This window comes from Paenibacillus sp. 05T425, assembly GCF_056396205.1.
Genome location: NZ_JBFTLA010000007.1, coordinates 49,567 through 68,787, shown reverse-complemented (window position 1 = coordinate 68,787; position 19,221 = coordinate 49,567). Strand labels below are relative to the sequence as shown.

The window sequence follows — 19,221 nt, the reverse complement described above, 5'->3', positions numbered from 1 at the left end:
GAGGGGAATGGCAGTGGCCGGTTATACAGTTATCGCGGATTTGGGCGCAAGCATGCTTCGTTTGCTGCGCGACAATCTAACGCCGGACCCCGTGCCGCGCACCGATCTGATTGGCATTGCATCTCCGCGTGATGCGGGCGATCTTAATTTGTCGTTATTTCTGTTCAACGTGAAGGAAAATGGCGAAGCGCGTCGCACGGGCATGCAGGATCGTGGAAGCACGCTGCAATATCCGCCGCAATCGCTAGATTTCTATTTTCTGATGACAGCGCATTCGAATGCGGATCGTTTGACCAAATCGCTTGACGAGCATCGCATATTAGGACGAGCTATGCAGGTGCTTTACGACAACTCCGTGCTCCGCAGCCCCTATCTCGAAGGATCGCTTGCCGAGAGCGCAGAGACGATCCGGCTGTCGCTTGTGAGCATGGAGAGCGAAGAGCTGCTTAAATTGTGGCAATTCGGAGATTTGCCTTATAAGCTGTCGGTTGTGTATCGCGTCGGTCCGGTCATGCTGGATTCTACTCGCGTGAAGTCGGTATCGCGTGTCGTCGAGCGCCATATTGTGCTTGAAGAGAAGGGCGGTGGCTAGCGGAATGTCGCAGCTCAGAGATACGCTCATTACGCGATGCTCGCTCGTTGTCTCTCCGGTCGATGTATGGACGAGGAGAGTGCCCGGCGGCATTACCGTATCGCTTGAGGGCATTGCCCGCAAGCCCGTTCGCAAATCGGACGGCACCTATTTGTTTCTAGATGTCCCAATGGGCGTCTATGCGCTCACTGTCAAGTCGCCGATGTTCATGCCGTACAGCGAACAGATTGACCTGTCGGCGCTGCCTCCGCTTGCTCCTGTCGTGACCGTACCGTTACTGCCTGGGTCTGGCTATGCTTATCCTGCGGCGGCAACGGCTGTAAGGGTCAGAATTGTGAATGAGGCTGGAAAGCCGATTCCGCACGCTGACATTGAAGCGTATGCGACAGAGGATGCTGCAGCCAGGGCAAGAGTTGCCCAGGACGGGCTGAAGGCTGGCGACAGCCGGGTAGCTGCGGGTTCGTTCAAGGGCAAGACGTTCGCAGGGGAATGCTTGCTTCTGCGCGATATGGAGAACGAACAACTCCTTCGTGTCGCAGAGATGCTTCCCGGCGATGTGCTTAGGTTCGAACGTCCGTTAGCTCATAGCTTCCGAAGAGGCGCGCAGCTAATGCCTGCTATCGTTACGCGAAGCGGGCTGGACGGGACGGCGCTGCTGCCGTTTCGAGGCTCGCTGCCGGGACAGTTTGCCGTTAAGGCAACGGTGAAAGCCGGAGGGAAGGCCGTTATTGCCGAGCTGCAAGCAACGGCCGGGGAAGTTGCGAAGCTGAGCACCATTGTGCTGTAGTTGCACCTTTCCCGAATGAATTTGGTCTTGGGGCTGACTATGGCCATAGAAGCCGAACGTCACCTAATACATAAATAGATTCAGAGAGGAGATCATTCATGGCTGAGTACTTATCGCCAGGCGTTTACGTGGAGGAATTTGAAAGTGGCTCCAAGCCGCTCGAGGGAGTGAGCACAAGTACGGCGGGCTTTATCGGTCTTGCGTCACGCGGACCCGTCGAGGGCTTGCCGCAGCTTATTACAAGCCCTGCAGATTTCCAGCGCGTCTACGGCTCTTATTTGTCCGAGAATGCATTTGGTTCTTATCGTTACCTGGCTTATGCGGTTAATCAGTTTTTCACAAACGGAGGTTCCCGCTGCTTTATCGCACGCGTTGCACCTTCGGATGCGGCTGCAGCTTCCAATAGCGAGCAAGCTGCTGTACTGTCCGTTTCCGCCAAAAACCCGGGGGCATGGGGCAATCAGCTCCGTCTTGTAGCCGTTCCGGCAAGCAAAGCTAAGACGCCTATTTTCGAGGCGGCTGAAGGCAATCGTTACCGCGTGAAAAACGCAGCCGGCTTCTATGCAGGCGATGTGGTCGTGTTCACGAACGGTTCGGAGAAGCAATACAGCCGCATCGTATCCGTTCATGATCAAGTGATTGAGCTCGCTGATTCGCTGAAGGGCGAAGTGGTGGATACGGCGCTTGTTCCGTCCAAATGGCTGAGCACAGCTGAATTCACGCTTTCGGTAAGCTATGGCTCTGAAGTTGAGACGTATGAGAAGGTATCGCTTAACCCTGAAGCTCCTAACTATGTGGAGAAAGCGGCAGGCCGCTCCGTGCTGGTTCATATCGCCGTTCAATCGGTTTCCGAGGGCAGCGTATCCCCGTTCGAGCAACTGGCTGGCGCGGATGCCGATTCTTATGAAATTACGCTTTCCGGCGGCAGCGACGGCACGGCTGCAAGCTTGTCCGCAGGCGACTTTATCGGCGAAGATTTTGGCCCGGGCAAGAGAACGGGTATCCAAGCGTTCATCGATAACGACGTTGTCAGCATTATGGCGATTCCAGGTGTTACTGATCCGAACGTTCAATTGTCGCTCGTGGCGCATTGCGAGTCGCTCGGCAGCCGGTTCGCGATCCTCGATCTTCCGCGCGAAGTGACGAAGGTACAGGACGTTTTGGCTCACCGCGATCTATTCGATTCGAGCTACTGCGCATTGTACAATCCATGGCTTCAAGTGTTTGACCCGCTCGACAAACGCAATATTTTCATCCCTCCTTCCGGTACGATTGCAGGGGTATACTCCCGTTCCGACTCCACTCGCGGCGTACAGAAGGCTCCGGCCAACGAAACGCTTCGCGGCGTAGTCGGCATTGACGTGCAATACAACAACGGCGAACAGGATATTCTTAACCCTGCGGGCGTTAACCTGATCCGTTCGTTCACGGGACAAGGCATTCGCGTATGGGGTGCGAGAACTTGCTCGTCGAACACGCTTTGGAAATACATCAACGTTCGTCGCTTGTTCATCTTCCTCGAAAGTTCGATTAAGAACGGCTCCAACTGGGTCGTATTTGAACCGAATACCGAGCAGCTATGGGCACGCGTACAACGGACGATTGAAGCTTTCTTGATGCGCGTATGGCGTGACGGCGCGCTGTCGGGTACAAGCCCGTCCGAAGCTTTCTATATCAATATCGGCCGCTCGACAATGACGCAAGACGACATTGACAACGGCAGATTGGTTTGCGTTATCGGCGTAGCGCCTGTCAAACCGGCAGAGTTCGTCGTATTCCGCATTACTCAACGCACTGGCTCGGAATAGGAATAGCATTTGCATTTAGCTTCCATATCGAATAACGGAAGGGGATAACCATGGCAGGAGATCGTATTGATCCATATCGCAATTATAGATTTATTGTTGAAATCGAAGGTCTGGAAGAGGCCGGATTCAGCGAGGTTTCCGGATTTGAAGCGACTTTCGACGTTATTGAATACCGCGAGGGCAACGAGGTTATTACCCCGCGCAAGCTTCCAGGCTTGGTGAAGTACGGCAATATTACGCTCAAATGGGGCGCTACGGAATCGATGGAGCTGTATGAATGGATTCAAGAGTGCATCGAGGGTACGGTTGAGCGTAAGACGATTACGATCACCGCGGTTGACGAGGAAGGCGAAGAAACGGCTAGCTGGAACGTTATCGAGGCATGGCCGGTTAAGTATACGGCGCCTACCTTCAACGGTCTTGGCAACGAAGTAGCAATCGAGCTGCTGGAATTCGCGCATGAGGGTTTGACGCGCACGGCTTAATACACGCGTGATGCAACGGAACAAGAGGCGGCAGTAGGCGGTTATCGGCTTACTCCTCTCTTGTTTTCCGCTTTATTTTTGCAACTGTCAAACTTTGTAGGGAGCAGGAAGAATGCAGGGGAGAAGCGAGGAGTAATCCTCTCGTTGCAGAAGCTGCAATTGAATTAGGAGTAACGCTTGCTTTCGAATGTCATGGTTGCAGCTTAGAGTCTATCGATTCATTCAGCTCAATAGAGATGTGCTCGCTTTTTGAATGGATTTCATACAATTAAAAGGCTAGGAACGAGAAGATTTCAGAGTTTGCTTGGATTTTGTGCAATCAAATGGACTGAGATAGGTTACTTGGGGTTAAAATGCCGGTTTTGACTGTATGTTTTCCACTCAAAAGTCACTTAACAGGCGATTTGGACCGTTTAGACTGTATGAAATACAGGCAAACGTAACCTCAGTAAGCGAGGTCTTGTGCTTTGGATTTAGCGTTGGAGTGACCCATTATGAATCGACAGTCTCGATTGTGCAGTAGATGAATGAGAAAGCGACACATATGGAACAGAGAGCGGTCAATCCGTTGCAAAATGTGCAATGGCATTCGTCTTAAGCTGAGCAGGATGACGAATCCGTTGCAGATTATGCAACAGGATTTATAAAGCAAGTCCTTAGGCATACATCAATAGATGGTATTGGAGTGATAGAAGGATGGCGTTTCAAACCGAATACGAATTTGAGCTTCCGCGCGGCTATGTCGACGAGCATGGCAACCTTCACCGCCGCGGCGTCATGAGGCTGGCAACCGCAGCCGACGAAATATTGCCGATGAAGGATCCGCGCGTGCAGTCCAATCCAAGCTACTTGACCGTTATTTTGATGGCAAGGGTAGTAACGAAGCTGGGCGACCTTAGACATATCGATACGAGGCTCGTTGAGAAGCTGTTCACGGCCGATCTTGCTTATTTGCAGAACCTGTATCGCCAAATAAACGATCTGGAAGCGCCAAAAGTGGCGGCGGCATGTCCGAAATGCGATCACGAGTTCGAGGTGGCTGTCGATTTTTTGTCCTTAACAGAGGCCCTCTCCTAAATTATCCGGTTGACCGGTTATATGAGGAGGTAGGCTTCGTCGCCTATTATTTCCATTGGTCGCATGACGAGATTATGAATATGGAGCATGCAGAGCGTCGCCGGTGGTGCGATGAAATTTCGAGAATTAACCGGAAAATGAACGAGGATACGGACAAGCCGAACGTGTTCGACGTCTTCGGAAAGAGGTGACGCTTACTTTATGGCAGCAATGGAAGGCAAGGAAAACGATCGGCTGTTCACGGTGGCTAGCAGCTTTAACTTCTGGGTGGAGCTGGACGGCGTATTCGTAGCCGGGTTTACCGAGGTGTCCGGGCTGGAAGCCGAGACAGAAATCGAGGAGTACCGTGAGGGCGGCGTGAACGGGTACGTTCATAAACTGCCAAAAGGCGTACGGTATCCCAATCTCGTATTGCGCCGCGGCGTTACGAAGTCTCCGGTGCTGTGGAACTGGTATGAGAGTTCGATCGACGGTCCGATTACACGCAAGACGGGGGCGATTGTGCTTCAAAACGCCGACGGAAAAGAGTTTGGCCGGTGGAGCTTTTTTGACGGATATCCGGTCAAATGGACGGGGCCTCAGCTTAATGCGAGTACGAGCGACGTAGCATTCGAGTCTATCGAAATTGCTCATACCGGCTTATATGGCGGATTTAACTAGGACCAAGTGAATCGAGAAAGCAGAATGAAAGAAGGAGGATGCCAGAAGTGAAAAGGACGACGAACCGGGCCAGCGATACGAAGCAGCAACCGACATCGGTTCAGTCTTTTGCCGGAGGCATCTTGAACAAGTACAAGCAAAAGCAAGGAAAAAGCCAATTTGGCGGATTATCGTTATCTCATAAAAAAAACAGCTTGGGCGAACCTTCGGTCGTACAGCAGAGGGTGCATGTGCAGGTCATTGCGCCGAAGGATACGACGAAGCAGCCGAAACCGAAGAAGGATGCGGCGGCAAGCGCTGCGCCTCGAATTGAACGCGTTATTGAACGTGAGAAAGTAACGGTAGAGAAGCAAACCGTCATTTATAGAGACGTACAGCGCATCATTAAGGAACATCGGACCGTTAGGGAAATTGCAGTGACTCAGCCTGCCGTCACCTTGCAAGGGCGAGATCAAGCTGATCTTAACAAAGCTGAAAAGGCTGCTGGCCTTACGGGCAGTAAAAGTATTGCAGGCAGTAAGAGTAGTAAAGGCAGCACGAGTAGCACGAGTAGTACGAGCAGTGCTGGCGGATTGAGTAACACAGTCCATACAAAGACGGAAAGTATACAAGTTACCCAAATTGGAAAGAAAGCCGAATCGCCGGGCATTACAGCGAGTGAACGTAAGCTGCAGGCGGGAACGGATTTTCATAAATGGATTCAAGCGAGAAGCAAAGAACCTATTACGATTCAATCGGCTCGCCGGTTGGAAAGCTTACAGAAGCCGATTGTGAAAGAGCGGGTTAAGCTGAAGAGCTCCGTATTGGATTATAGAAGCGGCCGTGAGGCTGCTCCGCTTCAACTGACGAATGCAAGGAGCGGTCGGCTTCGCAGCTCAGACGGTAAGGTGCATGCTGCCGATGTCAGTCGCGTAGCCCGTGACGTTCAGACGAAGCAGACCGAGGCGAAGACGTCGGAGCGAGTGAAGCAAGCGGAGCAAAGTGAGGCGAAGACGTCGGAGCGAGTGAAGCAAGCAGAGCAGAGTGAAGCGAAGGCGTCTAAGCGGGCGAAGCAAGCGGAGCAAAGTGAGGCGAAGACGTCGGAGCGGGCGAAGCAAGCGGAGCAGAGTGAGGCGAAGGCGTCTAAGCGGGCGAAGCAAGCGGAGCAAAGTGAGGCGAAGACGACTAAGCGTGTGAAGCAAGCGGAGCAAAGTGAGGCGAAGACGACTAAGCGTGTGAAGCAAGCGGAGCAGAGTGAGGCGAAGACGTCGGAGCGAGTGAAGCAAACGGAGCAGAGTGAGGCGAAGGCGTCTAAGCGGGAGAAGCAAGCGGAGCAGAGTGAGGCGAAGACGTCGGAGCGAGCGAAGCAAGCGGAGCAGGCAGAATTGGACGATGCTAAGTCGGCAACAAATGCTGTTCAAGGCAGGTTGTCCGGAAAAGGAAAACCCGTTCCGGCGGCGAAGCTGGAGCATTTGGCAAAGAAGAACAGCCCGGAAGAAGCGGAGCAGGTCAGTAAAGCGGAGACGCAATCAACGGGTGCTAAGCCTGCTGCAGTCAACGATGCTGGGAGAACGAACGGTGCTGCGGCAAGCACGTCAAACGTGCCGCAACTTAGGAGCGAACGAGCTGTCGGCCAGCTTAAGCTGATGACGAGCCGAGGAGAAATGTCGGTGACGATTAATCAGCTTCCGGGGCATCTGCGACTGCTTAGGCAGCATACGACTTGGTTCGAGGCTAAGCCGCAATCAACAGCAACGCAGATAGAACCAAGTAAACGGGTGCTGCCTGCCATTACTGCGAAGCGGCTCGTACATCGCGAGAAAGAAGCGAAGGGCGATGCCAATGAACAAGCAGGCGTGACGAGAGGTTCCGTAACGGACTTGCAACGCTCACTCCCTGCTTCTAAAGCTGCCAAGCCGCAAGCTGCTCGATCGTCGGGATGGCCGACAGCTTCGATTAAGACAGGCGCCGCTGTCCAAGGTGGGGCTGAAAGGAATGTTTCGCTTGCGAGTGCGAGACAGCAACCGCAATCAGTTGTGCATACGAATTCGTTAGCCCATCTTATTAACTCTCGTATTAGTAGGCGGCATTCAGCCGATGCGCCGCAACTCCCCCCTTCAAGCAGAGCGAAAGGGATGGTTATAAAGAACGGAGCCCCCGTGCAAGGGAACGTGCGATTGGTGCTGCGGCAATCGCTTGGGAAACAAGTTATCTCGACAAGTACAACTAAGCCTTCAGAACAGCCTGAGGAACTTAGCCAGCGACTTCAGAATAACGTGACGTCTTCAATAGCTTCCGTGCCAGTAACAACAAGCGAAGCATCACAACGGAGTACACCGCTGCAGTTGTCGCGTGGAAGCAAGCAGACGAGTCATTCTTCTACAGTTAAGCTGATTCATCAATCGCCCAAAGCGTCACCGTCACTGGCGGCGACGATTCATAAACGGCTTGCGGGAGCACAGCCCGCTCAGCCTGATCATTCCATTGCTGCCCAGCGGAGAACGAGCGCTGGCGCGAAGAAGAAACCGCAAGTTCAAAAGGCTAATAATGTCGCCGCAACCGTGGCCAAGCAAACGAGCGCGGGTTCGGGCAGCTTCATTTCGTCCGCGCTGAAGACGCCGATAGTCGACTTGATCGGAAGACGCAGCGCAGTTATGAAATCGGACGAAGACGTACAAGGGCAATCAGAGCAAGCCCGAAGCGGACAAGCTAGGTCTGCAGCTTTGTCTTCGCAGCCAACGTCCGCTGGGGCGATGGCCGCTCTTAAAACAAGTACGACTCATCGTCTTATTCGCAACATACAGCAAAGAACCGCTCCGCAGATAAGCCATAGCTTATCATCTGTGAAGAGTGCTGCTATGACTGTGCAGCGTGCCGGAAGCAGTTTCGTGCCGTTATCGCTGCAATCGGTGCGCAAGCACGCTGCGGAACAGCAGGCTTTTACACAATCGGGCAGCCAAACGCAGCAAGCAGCTGAAAGATCAGCTACAACGCCAGCTGCGGGTTCAAGCCCTCTGCGGTTGCGCTTCGCTGCTCGCCAAGCGGCATCGGCCGGAGCAGTGAGCGGAACAGCCACGCCGGGCACGTACTCCTCGGCTACCGCAATGCCGCAGCTTGCGCATCATCAACGCAAGCAAGCGGCGCAGAAGGAGCCTGAGCGTCATGTTCAGGTGGAAGCGCCGAAGGAGCTTGATCCCGAGAAGCTGCAGAAGATGATCATGAAAATTCCGCAGCTTCGTCCCGAGGCGATAGCGGATCAAGTATATAAAGCGCTGGAGCGCAAGATGAAGCTGGAGCAGCGCAGGCGCGGCTTTTGAAGAGTAGAAGAGTAGAAGAGGAGGAAGCTGATTATGGCCTTAAGCAAAGCGCAGTTTTGGATCTATTGGCATGAACGGACGCAAACGATAGACGTGATGTTCAACCCGACGGAATACGAACTAGAGGTAGGCAATCAATATTCGGAGAATGATGTGCCCGGTCTACAAAGGCCTATCTCGCAATTTGTCGGCGGCGATGCTTCTACCTTGACGCTTAGTCTGTTCTTCGATACTTACGAGCTCGGCACGGACGTTAGGGAGATTACTTCCGCCATTGTAGGCATGATGGACGTTGATTCCGATCTTCATGCTCCCCCGACTTGCCGATTCGTATGGGGCTCGCTTGACTTCAAAGGTGTCGTCACTTCCATATCGCAAAGATACACGATGTTTCTGGAATCGGGCGTACCGGTAAGAGCAACGCTCGGCTTGTGCATGAAGAGCAGCCAAACGATGAAGGAGCAGTACCAGGAAATTCCGCGGCAATCAGCTGACCGGACGAAGCTGAAGACGATTAAGCTGGGCGATCAGCTATGGTCGATTGCAGCAGACGAATATGAGGATCCAGGCGCATGGCGGCATATCGCCGAGGCTAACGGCATCGATAATCCGCGCTTACTTGCAGCTGGTAAAAGTTTAACTATTCCAAGATTGGAGTGAGCGTATGCCGGCCAACACCTTTGATTCACTAGAGACCAAATACGGTGGTTTTACTGCGCCTGAAGCCGACATCCTCATTGATGGGCAATTAATTAGACTTTTAGATATGGCATTGGAATGGGTCGACGTGGAGCAGACGACCGATGCGCAGGCGGATGTTGCCAGATTCTGCATCGCGAACGCCTTCAAATGGCAGGACAACGTCATGCAATGGGTCGGGACGACGATTGCCGTAGGGAAGCTGCTTCAGGTAAAGCTTGGTTATGCGGACAAAAAAGGGCTCGTATTTGACGGTGTGATTACCGGCTATAACGTCGAGTATGGCTCGAACATGAACCCTAAGATCATCGTAGTCGCGATGGACCGCTCTTTCATGATGATGAAGTCGTCTCATTCCAAAGTGTGGTCGCAATCGAAGGACAGCGATATCGTTCAACAAATTGCCGGCGAATACGGACTATCGACCGATATTGATGCGACGACCGTTAAGAAGAATACCATTGAACAGATCGGCGTGAGCGATTACCACTTTATTCGCTCGCTCGCGATGGATAACGACCGGCATTTTTATGTGACGGCGTCCAAGCTTTATTTTAAAAAACCAAAAACGTCGGGAGATCCAATCATTACACTGCAATATGGCAAAAGCTTGCTGGAGTTCACGCTTCAGGTTGATGCATCCAGCCAAGTAGCAGAGGTGAAGGTCAGAGGTTACGATGTGGACAAAATGGAGCCGATCGAAGCTTCTGCGAAGACGATAACGAAGATCGGCACGATGGAGAAGGCGGGTCCGAGCGTCGCGGCGCAACTCTCTGCGAAGAAAATCGAGATCGTCTACACGCAAGCGACTTCACAGGATGAGGCTACCGCTCTTGCCAAGGCGATGCTGGAGAGACTGTCGCGCGAGCTTGTCAGCGGACATGGCAGCTGCATAGGCTTCCCGGAGCTTAAGCCGGGCGAGCTTATCAAGTTCGACGGGTTAGGCGGAACGAAGCTAAATCATACGGCGAGATTGACGAAGGTGTCACATAAGATGGATTCGGACAACGGCTACATTGTTCATTTCGAAACGGAGGGGAATGCCATATGAGCTCGAACTTTACAGGTTTTTTTGATTCGCACCAGCGCTCTATGCCTTCCGAGCAATTATCCGGCGTCTTGAACGCGATCGTCAGCGATAACAAAGACCCTGAGAAATTAGGCCGCGTAAAGGTTAGATTTCCGCTTCGGGAGGGGCAACTGCAGACCGATTGGATTCGGATTGCGTCCTTGATGGGCGGTAACGATATGGGTACGTTGTTCGTCCCTGAAGTCAACGACGAGGTGCTGGTCGCCTTTCTAATGGGCAGACTCGATCAGCCGGTAGTTATCGGAACGCTGTGGAGCAAGAAAGCTCCCCCTCCGGCTGGCAAAGAGAAAAACGATGTTCGCAAGATCAAGACGCGAAGCGGGCACGAAATTACTTTTGACGATAACAGTACAGACGGAAGCATTACGATCAAGACGAGCAAGGGCCATAGCATTGAAATGGACGATAAGGGCAAGAAGGTATCGATTACGATGCAGAACACGCAACAATCAATCGTGCTGGACAGCACCGCGAACAAAGTCACGGTGAAGAGCGGCGATACGGCGAAGCTCGAGATGACTTCGCAAGGCGATGTGACGATGACGGGCGCGAAGTCGCTGACGCTTAAGGGAGCGCAAGTGAAGGTAGAGGCCGATGCCTCGCTGACTCTGCAGTCGAACGGGATGATGGAAGTGAAGACGAATGGCATCCTGACGCTCAAGGGCTCTATGGTCAAGATCAACTAGCCGCTTAGTTCAAACGGAAGAGGGGGAGTGCTGGAATGTCGGCTTCTTTTTTGGGAAAAGGATGGAAGTTTCCTGTGCAGGTGGATGCCACGACAGGCCGCATTTTGATGGCCGATGCCGAGGAGGATATAGCGGAAGCGATTCGAATTATTATTCGCACCTCGAAGGGGGAGCGGCTAATGCGGCCGGATTTCGGCTGCGGACTGCGAGAGTTCGTTTTCGGCACGACAGACGAAACGTCATTGCGGCTCATATCAAGCGAAGTTACGGATGCAATTCGGATATGGGAGCCCAGGGTGAAGGATATCGAGGTGAAAGCGCAGCTTGATCCTCAGCATACCGGGCGTGTGCTGCTGACGGTATCGTATGCGGTGCGGTCAACGAACAATTTGTTTAATCAGGTCTATCCTTTTTATCTCGAGGAAGGCACGAAATAACGGGAGCGAAGCGATGCGATGAAGCATGGAGGAAGAACGGGCGGCGGCCTTCGTCCGCCAAGCATTAATGCGAACAATGTTGCCTCTTTCATGGCTAGATTGAAAGAGATGGCTCCTCACTATACGCCGGAATGGCGGTTCTCGCCGGAAGATCCGGATGCGGGTACAGGCTTGGCTTATTTAACGTCGGAGATGCTGCAGGATACGGTGGAGCGGCTTAATCAAGCGCCTCTGAACCATTTTCTAGCTTTCCTTGATCTGATTCAAGTGAAGCTGCAGCCTCCGCGTCCGTCACTTGCGACCGTTGTATTCGGGCTCAGCGAAGGCGCTGTGAATCCCGTCTATCTTCCGGCAGGACTGGCGCTTACCGCGCCGAATCCAGAGGGCGGCGAGCCGCTGGTGTTCGAGACGGAGAAGACGCTGCTGGCAACGCCTGCCAAGCTGCAGGAATGGATTAACGTCCTTCCGGCGAAGGATCGGATTGTGACTTCAGCCGAGAAGTATAGCCAAAGCATAGAAGCGGGAATCGTACCGGAGGTGCGTTTGTTCGATACCGATTATAAGGTGAACGAACAGGAGCATTCGATGTATATCCGTCATGACGATCTGTTTCTTGTCGATCGTCCTAATCGCTTCTACCTGAACGTGCATCATTCGGAGAAACGTTATTCGGAGCCGGAGCTGGCCGCTTCCCTCGCTTCCGATCTTGTTGAGTGGACGTATCCGAGCAATGGCCAGTGGGTGAAGTTCGATGAGGCCACTGCTGCCGGTCAAACGATTATTTTGTATAAGAAGCAGGCGGGCAAGCTTGAAGTTACGGAGTATCAAGGCATTAAGGGGCGCTGGATACGTTGTACGGTGAAGCAACTGCCGGACGCGGCTTCGCCGCTGCTCGAGAAGCATTTGGAGATGGACAAGCTGCGTATACGCGCGGCGCATGATGCGCATCGCGATACGGAAGGCATTAAGCCGAGCGCATTGTATTTCAATGATACCGAGGTGCCGGCAGACGGCTTCTATCCGTTCGGCGAGCATTTCGTACCTTATTCTGTGTTTTACTTGTCATGCGAGGAGGCGTTCACGAAGCGCAAGAGCCATGTAAAGCTAAGCTTTACGGCCAAGCTGTCGGCTAATCGTCTTCGCATGGCCCAAGACCCCGAGGTCAAGTGGAAAATGGTCATGAGAACCTATGATTTCGAGGAGAAAGACCCGCCGAGAATTCATATTCGCAAAGTGCAGTGGGAATATTGGGACGGCGTGAATTGGGCCCGGCTTCCCGGGAGCGAGCAGTTCGGAACCTTATTCGAGGAGCTGCCGGAGCAAGAGGAGAGAAGGTTTACCGTTGAATTCGAATGCCCTGAAGATATAGCGCAGACGTTCGTCAACGGCTCATACGATTATTGGCTGCGCGCGCGCGTACTGCAGACCGATCCGATTATTGCGCCGGTCGTAGAATATATGTCGCCGTGGCTGTCTTCACCTGCATTTACATATACACAGCCTTCGCAGGCGATATTCATGCCTGACAGTCTGTATACGAGAAGCAATATCGAAGTGAGAGACCGCACGCAAGAAGCGAGAGCGGGAGGAGCAGCCTATAAGCTGTTCGAGCCGCCGGCAACGAAGCAGCCGACCGTGTATGCTTCATTCGATACAGCCCCGACGAAAGGGCCGCTGCGGACACGCTTCGAGCTTGATCGTCCATTCGCAGGCCGGAATCAGCCACCTTGGGTGGAGTGGGAAGCGTTATGCGCGCAGAACGGCAGGCTCGTCTGGCTGCCTGTGAAGACAACGGACGGCACGGATGGTTTTACATCGAGCGGAGAGCTGCAATGGGTAGGACCGCAGACGATGGTGCAAGCAAGCTTGTTCGGACGCGAGCGGTTCTGGCTGCGGGCGATTAATCGCGACGGCTGCATGGACGGAACGTATCCGCAACTGCCGGTTGCTAGCCGCATTGATATGAATGCGGTGACAGCCAGGCAGCAGGTCAGTCAGGAGAGAGAGCTTGCCATTCCGCTTGACGGATTCGTACAGCTGACACAGACCGCTTTCATCGACGAAGAAGTATGGGTGGATGAGGTTGAGAGATATACGGCGCTCGAGCAGGAGAGTTTGCTGGAAACCGAAAGCTCGGCGTACGCTGCTCAACGCGACGGCGAAGGCGAGATCCAGCGCTTCTGGGTACGCTGGCAGGCTGTTGCCTCGCTGGCCGAATCGGGGCCGGACGATAGACATTATGTGACGAATCATGCGGGAGGCACGCTGCAATTCGGCGATGGGGTACACGGACGCTTGCCTTCCTCGCAGGAGTCGGAGACGGTCAGAATTCGCTTCAAGACGACTGCCGGAGCTGGCGGTCATGTAGCGGCAGACCAAATTACAGGTATGCAGCTTCCGATCGCCTTCATCCGAAGCGTAACGAATCCCGCGCCATCGATTGGCGGCGGCGATGCGGAGCGTATCGAGCAGGTGGTTGCCCGCGGACCGCAGCAGCTTAAGCATCGGGGTCGCGCAGTTACGACGAAGGACGTCGAATGGATTGCCCGCGAGGCGTATCCGCAGATTGCGAAGGTGAAGTGCTTAAGCAATCGGGACGCTTTGCTTAAGCGAACTCCCGGTGCTATTACGGTTGTTGCTTTCCCTGCGGGCGGGCTTGGCGGTACGGCACAGTTTCCGGAGCTCAAGAAGACGGTGGAGCGTGAGCTTATTCGCAAAGCTTCCAATCTTGTATCGCTGGGCGGTGCAATTCGTGTCATCGAGCCGGCTTATCTGGAAATATCGGTGCATGCCACCGTTGCGGCGGAATCAGTGGATGAGCTGCTACCGCTGGAGCTGGCTTCTGCTGCTAAGCTGGATGCGTTCCTTGATTCCATTACGGGCAATGCGGACGGCCAAGGCTGGAAGATCGGCGAAGCGCTTCATATTTCGGTGCTTCATTCATTGCTTCATTCGGTAAGGTCGCTGCTCTACATAGAACGATTGTATTTACATGTCATCAAGATTGAGAACGGCGTGCGTACAGAGTGGGATCCCGCGCGAATGGGCGAGGTCATCCATGGCATTGTCGTTAACGGGCATCATCAGATTACGGCAATCCCTGCCCCACATTAATAATGATATGACTTAAAGCTGCAAGGAAAGGAGGCATCCTATGCTGCCTAGATTGCCGCTGGACGATCGGAGCTTCGCCGAGATCGTCCAGCATTCCAGACGACTGATACCGAAACGCGTTCCTGAATGGACCGATGAGAACGCGCATGATCCAGGCATGACCTTCCTTGAATTATTCGCATGGCTGACCGAGATGCAGCGTTATTTCATAAGCCGCGTTCCGGACAAAAACCGTCGTAAGTTTCTTGACTTGCTGGGCGTTGCGCCGGCAGATACGCAATCGGCAGAGGCGCTTATTCAGTTCACGAACGTAACTGAGCAAACGACGTTGCCGCGTGGAACGAAGCTCATGGCGGAAGACCAAATGTTCGAGACGGATACGACGGTTAAGCTCGTTCCGCTGTCGCTTGACCGGATCATTACAAGAACGGAACGGGAAGCGAATGATGTGACAGCATCCAATATACATTCGGATGTCGTCTACTACGCTTTCGGCGCCGATGCGAAGCAATCATCCAAATTATACATATCGTTCGACCGAGAACTCATTTCCGGCGAACAAATCACACTCAATATAGAGCTCATGCAACCTGGGAATGAAGGACAAGAGAGGCATGCTTCAGAGCTCCTTGATCCGCTGCTTGCAGCTTCTGTGATTACTCCTTCCTCCAGGCTGTCATGGAAAGTATACGGCTATGACGAGGCAACGGAGACGGCGGCTTGGCTTCCGCTGGACATCGTGCGCGACGAGACGCTGCATTTGACGCTAAGCGGTAAAATGACGTTCCGCGTCGGAGCGTCAATGCGTGCGGTAACGGTTCATCCGGCAAGCGATCGTGCGCGTTATTGGATATGCTGCACGCTTGAGGAGTCGGGTTACGAGATGCCTCCGCGCATACGCCAGCTGATGCTTCATACTACGATCGCGGTTCAACGGGATACGCTGTGCGAGGTGATCGACTTGCCTTTCCACGGCGGGGAGCAAACGTCGATCGTGAGCGATACCTACTTATCCGTGTTCGGGAAAATCCGCGTGCAAGTGCAAAATATCGATTTTTCATGGACGTATTGGCAGGAAGAAGAGACGTCGGACATGAAGAGTGACCATCTGACGGAACAACGCTCGAAGCTGTATTCGGTGAAGCGAAGCCCAGGTAAAGATTATTTGGAAGTTCATTTCGGCGGCAGCGTAGACGGCGTCATGCCGGAGGCAGGCCAAATGATTCGAATTATCGCAAGTATGCCGAAGTTCGATCTGCTGCGATTAGTCGGTCGAAGCAATGGACTTCCCGRCCAATCATTCGACCTATATGACGTCCCATGCAAAAAAAAGGACGCCATTAAGCTGCAAGTTGGAGAGAGCGAAGCAACTGGAGAATTGAAATGGTTTGACTGGACGCGGGTTGACGACTTCGACCATTCAGGACCCGGCGATCGCCATTATGTGTATGATCCGGTCGGAAGACGAATCTACTTCGGTAACGGTGAGCGCGGCGCTATTCCAGCGTCTTGCTTGGAAGAAAATATTTGCTTGATCGGCTGCGAGCTTGGCGGTGGCGAACGAGGCAATGTGAAGTCCGGTCTTATAACGGAATGGGTATGCAACGTGCAAGCCGAAAACGGAATTAAGGTTGACAATCCATTCTATGCTGCGGGCGGCTCGGAGGCGGAGACGCTTGCTGAGACGCTGCAGCGCGCTCAGACGGAGCTGAAGCGTACGTTCCGCGCTGTAACCGATGAGGATTACGAGACGATCGCCCGCGAGACGCCGGGTGCGGCAGTTGCCAGAGTACAGGCGATTCCGCTGTACAGACCTGGACTTGCCGATTATCCGAGAGAGCGGGCTGCCGGGCAAGTATCGGTTGTCGTTGTTCCTTACAGCTTAAGCGAGACGCCGACGCCAAGCGCCGGTTTCTTGCAAACGGTAAGGAAGCATATCGATTCGCGGAGGCTGATCACGACCGAGGTACATGTTATCCCTCCCGTTTATATCAAAGTGACCGTTCATGCGGTCGTTGTTGTTGAACCGCAATTCATCGATGAAGGCGAGCGGCTTGTAGAGCAGCTAAGGCGGCTGCTGCGGCCGCTTGACGGAGACGATGGCTCACCGGGCTGGACATTCGGCAGAGCGGTGTATAAGGGTGATATTTATAATGCGCTTAGCGGAAGCAATGGCGTTTTGTTCATACAAGATTTGTGGCTGGATGCGGAAGGCGCCCATGTGAAGAAGAGCGCGGGCGGCGATCTGATCCTGCCGCCTCATGGCCTTGTGTTCTCGGGCAGTCATGAAATTGAGCTGATAAGCAGCACGCATCTATGATGTCGTACCGCGGACGGCAGCAAAGGAGGGGATGAGTCTGAACGGACTGGATCGTTATTTCTCGATTAATCGCGAGGAAGATTGGCGGCGCGGCACCACATACAATTTGGAGTCGCGCACGGCAGGCTTCGGAGTGCGAAGAGATAATAAGTACGGGATTGCCGGTGTTCTGCAGCTAAGCGAGCTGGATGGAACGGGAACGATTCGCGAGATTGCGATCGGCGAGCATGATCGGTTGTATTTGCTTGATGAACGGGCCGATCTATGGATCTATGATCGCAGAAACACGGACCATAAGCGGCTGTTCACGCAAGGACATGGCTTATTCAGCGCCGATGCGAGGCTCGCAGCCTCCGGCGACCTGCTGTTCGCAGCCGATCGATCTGGCGATTTAACGCTTGCGGCTTATCATACGGATACGGGCCAGACGTTGTGGTCCCGTGCCGGCCAGCAAGCGGACGGTATGCCGCTTTATCCAATCGCGATAGCTTCGGATAAGCGCTACATCTATGTGCTGACACCGCTTGAGATCGATGTGAGCGGCGATGAGCCAACGGTGCCCGAGGGGGGCAAGCTGGGGGTAATGCTGTTCACGCATAGCGGCGCTTTGACCGGTGTGTGGAGCGATCCAAGCTTCACGCAGCGGGTGCGGGCTAAGCTGAAGCATTTGAACCGGACTTTCTTTATGTCGCTGTCCCCGAGCGGGAAGCTGTACATTTTCGACACGCTGTTCGCTAAGCTGTATGCCTTTACTAACAGCGGCAATCTGGCAGAGAAGAGAGATCTGCCCTCGCTTCCTTATGCAGGATTATGTATCGATAGCTCTGGTATGCTCTATATCGGCGACTCGAGACAGATGGATCAGGAAAGCGAGGATGACCGATTTATCGTCAGGCTCGATGCAGCCGGTCAGTCAATAGGGAAAATTACGAGCTTCCGAGGCAAAGCCGATCAATTGCTTATCGACGGCAGAGACCGCATGTTCATATTGAACGGTGACGAGGGCGTTGTGACGATGCTGAATCTGCAGCCCCAGACGCTGGCGATGGAAGAGACGGGAGTACCAGAGGGTGTGTGGTTATCGCGCGCTTACGATAGTGCGGAAGCCGATACGATATGGCATAAAATGACGCTTGATGCGTTCATTCCCGACGGTACGCAGTTAAGAGTGTCCTACTTCACGTTAAACGAGGAAAGCTGTCTCATTAACGGAGCGTATCGCAAGGTCGACGATTGGCTGGCTGTTACGTCGTTATCGTATCGAGACAAGCTGAACGCGCTTGCGCCTTACTGGTCGCCGCCAGTCATTAATCCGAAGGATTCGCTGTTTTTTGGCGCCAAAGGACGGTATTTATGGATTAAGATCGAATGGATCGGGACGGAGAGGCATTCGCCTTTGCTCCAGACGATGCGGCTTTATTTTCCGCGTGAGACGTATTTATCGTATTTGCCGGCGGTATATCAGGAAGACCCTGCTAGCCGCGACTTTCTAGAGCGTTACTTATCTTTATTCGGTACACTGTTCTCCGAGGTAGAGAGCGAAATTAACGGTTTGTCTGACTATCTCGATCCGGAGCTGGCGACAGGCGAGCATCTCAGGTGGTTGTCGTCCTGGCTTGGCCTGGAAACCGACGACTATTGGACCGATGGACAGGTGGAAGCATTCATCAAAGCTGCGCCGGAGCTGTACCGATACCGAGGTACAAGGCAGGGGCTAATGAAGACGATCGAAATTTACACGGGACAGTCGCCGCTTATTATTGAATATTTCCAGACGAAGGGCATGCGCGACAACGCAGAGCTTAGGGAGCTTACGGATAAGCTGTACGACGGCGATCCCTACACCTTCACCGTTCTGCTTCGGCCAGAGCAAGCTCCTAACGAGAAACAGCGCGTTGTCATCGAGCAGTTAATTGAGGAGCAGAAGCCGGCCTATACGGAAGCGAAGCTTGTGATGCTTCAACCGTGGATGTACTTAGACCTTCATACTTACCTTGGCATCAACACCGTGCTGACGGAGCCGTCGCTCATGACGCTGAACCCTAACCGCACGATGCCTAACGATACGTTGATCGTCGATGTCGGCATGGAGAAGCGAATAGACATACATACTCGCCTTGAGATGGATTCAGAGCTTGAATAATAGATGAAGTTCGTGAAGGAGTGGGAA

At 53.4% G+C, this 19,221-nt stretch carries 15 protein-coding genes; all 15 read left to right on the top strand.

The genetic code is table 11. The features are described 5' to 3' along the window. Positions 1-13 precede the first annotated feature (13 nt). The 15 genes from AC1DF0_RS17555 (at position 14) to AC1DF0_RS17485 (ending at position 19,194) form a co-directional block, all read left to right on the top strand. Complete coding sequence (locus AC1DF0_RS17555; RefSeq protein WP_442047914.1) at positions 14-592, top strand: Pvc16 family protein; 579 nt, start codon at positions 14-16, stop codon at positions 590-592. 4 nt (positions 593-596) lie between these two features. Next, positions 597-1,379: a hypothetical protein gene (locus AC1DF0_RS17550; RefSeq protein ID WP_442047913.1), complete on the top strand. Its 783-nt coding sequence runs from the start codon at positions 597-599 to the stop codon at positions 1,377-1,379. 98 nt (positions 1,380-1,477) lie between these two features. Beyond that, on the top strand, positions 1,478-3,187 hold the full coding sequence (locus AC1DF0_RS17545) for a phage tail sheath family protein (RefSeq protein WP_477574799.1): 1,710 nt from the start codon (positions 1,478-1,480) through the stop codon (positions 3,185-3,187). 50 nt (positions 3,188-3,237) lie between these two features. Further along, positions 3,238-3,672 carry a phage tail protein gene (locus AC1DF0_RS17540; RefSeq protein WP_337099680.1) on the top strand — a complete coding sequence of 145 codons (435 nt, stop codon included), beginning with the start codon at positions 3,238-3,240 and terminating at the stop codon, positions 3,670-3,672. A gap of 696 nt (positions 3,673-4,368) precedes the next feature. Beyond that, entirely contained in the window at positions 4,369-4,749 is a 381-nt protein-coding gene (locus AC1DF0_RS17535) for a phage tail assembly protein (RefSeq protein WP_442047911.1), read from the top strand. Next, positions 4,680-4,940: a DUF6760 family protein gene (locus AC1DF0_RS17530; RefSeq protein ID WP_442047910.1), complete on the top strand. Its 261-nt coding sequence runs from the start codon at positions 4,680-4,682 to the stop codon at positions 4,938-4,940. The genes AC1DF0_RS17535 and AC1DF0_RS17530 overlap by 70 nt, the downstream gene beginning before the upstream one ends. Before the next feature lie 10 nt (positions 4,941-4,950). Continuing rightward, complete coding sequence (locus tag AC1DF0_RS17525; protein ID WP_442047909.1) at positions 4,951-5,409, top strand: phage tail protein; 459 nt, start codon at positions 4,951-4,953, stop codon at positions 5,407-5,409. A 47-nt stretch (positions 5,410-5,456) separates the two neighbouring features. Continuing rightward, positions 5,457-8,705: a hypothetical protein gene (locus AC1DF0_RS17520; RefSeq protein WP_477574798.1), complete on the top strand. Its 3,249-nt coding sequence runs from the start codon at positions 5,457-5,459 to the stop codon at positions 8,703-8,705. Between the two features lie 33 nt (positions 8,706-8,738). After that, on the top strand, positions 8,739-9,365 hold the full coding sequence (locus AC1DF0_RS17515) for a CIS tube protein (RefSeq protein ID WP_477574797.1): 627 nt from the start codon (positions 8,739-8,741) through the stop codon (positions 9,363-9,365). Between the two features lie 4 nt (positions 9,366-9,369). After that, on the top strand, positions 9,370-10,455 hold the full coding sequence (locus AC1DF0_RS17510) for a phage late control D family protein (RefSeq protein ID WP_442052147.1): 1,086 nt from the start codon (positions 9,370-9,372) through the stop codon (positions 10,453-10,455). After that, positions 10,452-11,180 (top strand): phage baseplate assembly protein V, encoded by a 729-nt coding sequence (locus AC1DF0_RS17505; RefSeq protein ID WP_442052146.1) that lies wholly within the window; start codon positions 10,452-10,454, stop codon positions 11,178-11,180. Before AC1DF0_RS17510 ends, AC1DF0_RS17505 begins: the two co-directional genes overlap by 4 nt. A gap of 35 nt (positions 11,181-11,215) precedes the next feature. Further along, the gene (locus tag AC1DF0_RS17500; protein ID WP_307200548.1) at positions 11,216-11,617 is read left to right on the top strand and encodes a GPW/gp25 family protein; all 402 of its coding nucleotides are present in this window, start codon (positions 11,216-11,218) and stop codon (positions 11,615-11,617) included. 18 nt (positions 11,618-11,635) lie between these two features. Beyond that, a complete protein-coding gene (locus tag AC1DF0_RS17495) occupies positions 11,636-14,731 on the top strand; it encodes a baseplate J/gp47 family protein (protein WP_477574796.1) in 3,096 nt (1,031 codons plus the stop codon). 40 nt (positions 14,732-14,771) lie between these two features. Continuing rightward, the gene (locus tag AC1DF0_RS17490) at positions 14,772-17,051 is read left to right on the top strand and encodes a putative baseplate assembly protein (protein WP_477574795.1); all 2,280 of its coding nucleotides are present in this window, start codon (positions 14,772-14,774) and stop codon (positions 17,049-17,051) included. A gap of 31 nt (positions 17,052-17,082) precedes the next feature. Next, a complete protein-coding gene (locus tag AC1DF0_RS17485; RefSeq protein ID WP_477574794.1) occupies positions 17,083-19,194 on the top strand; it encodes a phage tail protein in 2,112 nt (703 codons plus the stop codon). The last annotated feature ends 27 nt before the right edge of the window (positions 19,195-19,221 follow it).

Excerpts from the sequence above, each read along its gene's own strand:
- AC1DF0_RS17540 (WP_337099680.1), top strand. The coding sequence starts at position 3,238 with ATGGCAGGAGATCGTATTGATCCATATCGCAATTATAGATTTATTGTT.
- AC1DF0_RS17545 (WP_477574799.1), top strand. The coding sequence starts at position 1,478 with ATGGCTGAGTACTTATCGCCAGGCGTTTACGTGGAGGAATTTGAAAGT.
- AC1DF0_RS17530 (WP_442047910.1), top strand. The coding sequence starts at position 4,680 with ATGTCCGAAATGCGATCACGAGTTCGAGGTGGCTGTCGATTTTTTGTC.
- AC1DF0_RS17510 (WP_442052147.1), top strand. The coding sequence starts at position 9,370 with ATGCCGGCCAACACCTTTGATTCACTAGAGACCAAATACGGTGGTTTT.
- AC1DF0_RS17535 (WP_442047911.1), top strand. The coding sequence starts at position 4,369 with ATGGCGTTTCAAACCGAATACGAATTTGAGCTTCCGCGCGGCTATGTC.
- AC1DF0_RS17505 (WP_442052146.1), top strand. The coding sequence starts at position 10,452 with ATGAGCTCGAACTTTACAGGTTTTTTTGATTCGCACCAGCGCTCTATG.
- AC1DF0_RS17485 (WP_477574794.1), top strand. The coding sequence starts at position 17,083 with ATGAGTCTGAACGGACTGGATCGTTATTTCTCGATTAATCGCGAGGAA.
- AC1DF0_RS17550 (WP_442047913.1), top strand. The coding sequence starts at position 597 with ATGTCGCAGCTCAGAGATACGCTCATTACGCGATGCTCGCTCGTTGTC.
- AC1DF0_RS17515 (WP_477574797.1), top strand. The coding sequence starts at position 8,739 with ATGGCCTTAAGCAAAGCGCAGTTTTGGATCTATTGGCATGAACGGACG.
- AC1DF0_RS17525 (WP_442047909.1), top strand. The coding sequence starts at position 4,951 with ATGGCAGCAATGGAAGGCAAGGAAAACGATCGGCTGTTCACGGTGGCT.
- AC1DF0_RS17495 (WP_477574796.1), top strand. The coding sequence starts at position 11,636 with ATGAAGCATGGAGGAAGAACGGGCGGCGGCCTTCGTCCGCCAAGCATT.
- AC1DF0_RS17500 (WP_307200548.1), top strand. The coding sequence starts at position 11,216 with ATGTCGGCTTCTTTTTTGGGAAAAGGATGGAAGTTTCCTGTGCAGGTG.